Annotated in this window: 5 protein-coding genes; 2 read left to right on the top strand and 3 right to left on the bottom strand. The window is 65.5% G+C overall.

Annotation, left to right across the window (positions count from 1 at the left end):
• Positions 1–222: 222 nt before the first annotated feature.
• Together AC5RWT_RS34820 and AC5RWT_RS34815 are read right to left on the bottom strand one after the other, a co-directional pair.
• Complete coding sequence (locus AC5RWT_RS34820; RefSeq protein WP_494084210.1) at positions 223–627, bottom strand: VOC family protein; 405 nt, start codon at positions 625–627, stop codon at positions 223–225.
• 9 nt (positions 628–636) lie between these two features.
• Positions 637–1,077, bottom strand: coding sequence for a helix-turn-helix transcriptional regulator (locus tag AC5RWT_RS34815; RefSeq protein WP_494084209.1), 441 nt, complete (start codon positions 1,075–1,077; stop codon positions 637–639).
• A gap of 247 nt (positions 1,078–1,324) precedes the next feature.
• Here AC5RWT_RS34815 and AC5RWT_RS34810 point away from each other — a divergent pair, with 247 nt between their 5' ends.
• On the top strand, positions 1,325–2,521 hold the full coding sequence (locus AC5RWT_RS34810; protein ID WP_494084208.1) for a M14 family zinc carboxypeptidase: 1,197 nt from the start codon (positions 1,325–1,327) through the stop codon (positions 2,519–2,521).
• Between the two features lie 240 nt (positions 2,522–2,761).
• Positions 2,762–3,508 carry a TMEM175 family protein gene (locus AC5RWT_RS34805; RefSeq protein WP_494084207.1) on the top strand — a complete coding sequence of 249 codons (747 nt, stop codon included), beginning with the start codon at positions 2,762–2,764 and terminating at the stop codon, positions 3,506–3,508.
• A gap of 155 nt (positions 3,509–3,663) precedes the next feature.
• Here the strand turns inward: AC5RWT_RS34805 and AC5RWT_RS34800 are convergent.
• The coding region (locus tag AC5RWT_RS34800) for a ribonuclease J (protein WP_494084206.1) at positions 3,664–4,546 on the bottom strand (883 nt) is incomplete at its 5' end.

Genomic DNA, 4,546 nt, shown 5'->3' with positions numbered 1-4,546 from the left:
GTCCGGGGAGATGCCCATCGGGTGTTCCGGCTGCGGCCCGCGGAGCAATGGACCATCCCGCCGCGCAGCTAGGGCCTTTGCTCGGAGAAGAGTGGCTGATCGGAAGGCTGCTGTATCGCCGGATAGCGCCCAAGGAGAACCCGCGTCACAGCCGTGACCCAGCAGATGACGACGTCGGCCGCGCACCCAAGGTGAGCGGCCGACGTCGTTCCGGTGGCTGGGTTACTTGTCCTGGTTGATGCGGATCATGTTGCCCGATGGGTCCCGGACGGCACAGTCGCGCGGTCCCCACGGCTGGTCCATGGGCTCCTGCAAAACCTCCGCCCCGAACGAGACCAGCCGGTCGAAGACCGCGTCCAGGTCATCAGTGCGGAACACGAGCATGGGAAGCACCCCCTTGACCAGCAACTCCTGGAGCTGGTCCCCGTCGGCCTGGGATCGGCCGGCGTGAGGAGCGGACAGCACCAGTTCCAGTTCGGGCTGGTCGGGGCTGCCCATGGTGATCCAGTGGAATCCGTCGTTGGCGACGTCGTTGCGAACCTCCAGCCCCAGGCCGTCCCGGTAGAACGGGATGGATTCAGCAGGATCGTTCACGGTGATGTTGCAGTACTGCAGTGAAATAGTCATGCGGCAAAACTACGCCGGGGCAGGGGCTGCCGCTTCTTCATTCCTGCTCGATCTCGGGTCCACGGGCCGGGTGAGCAGCTTGGCGATGCACGGCGGCATGGCCTCGGCAGCCGGATGCTCCCGGCCCCGGTAGGCGCTAGGGCTCTCCCCCACCAGCTGGGTGAACCGGGTGCTGAACGATCCCAGCGATGTACAGCCCACCTCCATGCACGCGTCCGTGACGCTCACGCCGGCGCGCAGCAGCCGCATCGCCCGCTCAATCCTCCGGGTCATCAGGTAGTTGTACGGTGTCTCGCCGTAAGTGGCCTTGAACCGTCGCGAAAAATGCGCCGGCGACATCAGCGCTTTGGCCGCCATGGTCGGAACGTCGAGCGGCCTGGCAAAGTCCCGGTCGATCAAGTCCCGCGCCCGCCGCAGATGCGCCAGATTGGCCAGGTCCTCAGGAGTCACACGTTGAGCGTACTGCTCACTTGCGCGGGCCGGTAGCTGCCCGGCACGGACACAAAGCTACGAGGGCTTCCGGCCCGGCAATTACCGAGCTACAGGCCCGGATCCGGCCCTGGACACTGGTGCACATCGGGCAAGCACGGCTACCGTCTCCATACCGACAGTTTCCTTAAGCTGTCGATCCCGCCAGCGCAGCCGTATTTCCCGGCTGCGCTGGCGCATGAATCGCTCAACCTTTGGAGGACATGCAGTGACGCACCAGCCCAAGAGCAGCACCAACCACGGTTCGACCAAGCCCAGACGCTACCGCAGCCTGGCCGCGGCGGCGGCCCTCGCCGTCGTTATTCCCTTCAGTGCAGCCACTCCGGTCCTTGCGGATGCCAACTTCCCTTCGACCGAGGGCAAGACCAATACCGCCAGCATCCTGACCTATGACGACCTGGTGAAGGAACTGCGGAAGCTGGAGAAGAACAGCCGCTTCGGCGTGGACGCCTTCACGCTGGAAGAAGCGGGCACGCAGGTCAACAAGTCCGAGCAGGGCCGCGACCTCTGGGTAGCCACCGTCGGCAATGGCGCCGAGCATGTGTGGATTCAGGGGCGCATCCACGGCAACGAGCCCTACGGCACCGAGTCGATCTTGTCCCTGCTGAAGGATCTGGGCACCAACGGTTCGGCGGACTATCAGCTGCTGCGCGATAAGTTCACCTTCCACTTCATCCCGATGTACAACCCGGACGGGTCGGAGGCGAACATCCGCCACACCGTTCTCTGGGACCAGGCCAGCAACCTGCCGGAGTTCGGCGCCAACGGGCGTGAACAGCGGATCGACCTGAACCGGGACTGGACACCCAACGGGTTCGTGGCCAACGAGTCGCTGGCCTTCTACGAGTACTGGACCGACGTGAAGCCGGCCTACGGCATCGACATCCACCACCAGGGCCTGAAGAAGGAATGGGGCACCGGCGACGATGTCACGCTGTCCCTGGGCATCTCGCTGGCCCCGGGCGGCCCGACCCTGCCGGGCATCAAGGACGGCGCCTACGACGAACTGACCCGCCAGATGCACGTCCATGTGTACGACGAACTCTCCAAGTACGGATCCATCAACATGGACCGCTACCAGGTGGGCAACGGCCTGGAAATCGACATCAAGGGCGGCGTGGTCTCGGCGATGATGCTGGGCCTGAACTATCAGGGCCTGAACCCGGAGGGCCACTCCAACCCTGTCATCTTCTTCGAGACCTCCGGCAACACCTCGGACGGCAGCCTCGGCCAAAAGGCCAGGGGCAAGAGCGTCAAGCAGAATCTGCTCGCCATGAAGGAACTGCTCCTGGGCCTGGCCACCGGTGAAGTCCAGCAGGAGGACGCCGACCGCTGGGAGGAGATTCCGCATCAGCCGGTCACCGGCTACAACACCGACTATGCCGGGACCATCCCGGTCCCGTAGCCGGCCTTGCCAGCAGTGGCGCAGAGCGTTCCCGCGCTGCGCCACTGTTGTGCCACTGCGCCAACAACGACGGCGGTGCGCGTACCGGCGCCTGCCGCATCCCCGCCCAGCGACGGGCGCCGCCGTCGCGCCTTGGGCCCAGTGGATTGTGCCTTGTGCCTTGCGCCCGGTGCCTTGTGCCTTGTGCCTTGTGCCTTGTGCCCATTGCACTGTGTCCACGGTTAGGGCCACGCTGATCTTGTGGCAGAACCCCGGGACGGCGAACCGCCCCCGCACAGCGACCCAGAAGATTCCGCGGAACGTTCCCAACAGCTGGAGCGCAATTCCGCCATGTTGGCCCGGGAATCCAGCGAGTTTGACCGCGGCATCAACTTTTACGACGTCATTTACGGGTTCGCCATCACGCTGCTGATCACCAACCTGGATGCTCCCTCGGCAGAGGCATGGCAAAGCCTCCGGTCGCTGGCAGGCTCCGGCCTGCTGCATCAGCTTGCCGGTTTCGTCCTGAGCTTTGTGGTGATCGCCGTTTTTTGGCGGGTGAACCTCCGCCTGATCAAACGGCTCTCGGCTCTTGATTCGGCAACGACGACGGCGAACCTGGTGGCTGCCTCATTCGTCATCCTGATTCCGTTCACCACGCAGGGCATCAGCGACCCCGAGACATCGCCCTTGGCACTGTCCACCGTGATGTACGCGGCCAACCTTGCCCTGGCAGCCTTGGCACAGCTGGCCATCTTCGAGATTGCCCGCAGGAACCGCCTAGAGATCGAGCCGATGAACCACCGGCAGCATCGGGCGTTCGTGCTCGACTCCCTCGTCCCGCCGCTGGTCTTCGCGCTGTCGATTCCGGTGGCCTTCGCCGCAGGCGGGACTGCAGGAAAGCTCACCTGGGCCTCGCTCATCGTGCTGGGGCCGCTTTCGGGCAGGCTCGCCGCCCGGGTAAGCCGGCAGCCAGCGGCGGAGGCCCGGCAGAAGGAACGCCGATGACCACGAAATCCTCCACGGATTAGCGGAACTCGCCGACCCTCGGCCCGTGAGCCGGAGGCAGGGAAGCTCCTGAAGCAGGCAGGGACGGACGGGCCTGTGTCCGTCCGTCCCTGCGTGGTTCTTCGCTGGTTCTTCGCTGTGGCGAAACTGTCCGGCTAGGCCTCGACGATGATGACCGTAACCACCGGCTTGCGCCGTAGCGCCCGGTCGGACCAGCGCACCAGTGCTTGGGCGATAGCCTTTTCGGCGTCCGGGCCGGTCTTGTCCCCGCGAAGTTGCATCAGCGTCTTCTCCACGATGCCGGTGGCCTTCTCCAGCTGCTCGACCGCCGGGGCGAAGCCGACCGGGAAGAACTCCGGCTCTTCCTCCAGCCGCCCGGTGTCCGGGTTGACGATCAGCAGCGCGGTGACGGCGCCGTCTTCGGCCAACCGCAGCCGGTCCTGCAAGGAGGCTTCGGTGGCCGCCCCGGCCACCATGTTCTCCACGTAGACGTAGTCGGCGGCAATCTGCCCGGAGACCCGTGCCACGCCGTCCTTCAGGTCCACCACTATGCCGTCTTCGCCGATCAGCGCGCGTTTGGGGTCCACACCGGTGCGGACGGCCAGTTCGGCGTTGGCCTTCAGGTGCCGGTGCTCGCCGTGGACTGGCAGCACGTTCTTCGGGCGGACCAGGTTGTAGCAGTAGACCAGCTCGCCGGCCGAGGCGTGGCCGGAGACGTGGACCTTCGCGTTGCCCTTGTGCACCACGTTGGCGCCGCGTTTGGTGAGGTCGTTGATCAGCCGGTAGATCGACGACTCATTGCCGGGCACCAGCGAGGAGGCCAGCAGCACGGTGTCGCCCTCGGTCAGGTCGATCATGTGGTCGCCGCCGGCCATGCGTGCCAGTGCCGCCATCGGCTCGCCCTGCGAGCCGGTGCAGATCAGCACGGCCTTGGTGGGCGGCAGCTTCTCCAGTTCCTTGAAGTCCACCAGCACACCGCGCGGGATGTTCAGGTAGCCGAGCTCGCGCGCCGTCGTCATGTTGCGCACCATGGACCGG

Source organism: Arthrobacter sp. Dra40 (assembly GCF_059091905.1).
This window is presented reverse-complemented; position numbering and strand designations above follow the sequence as displayed.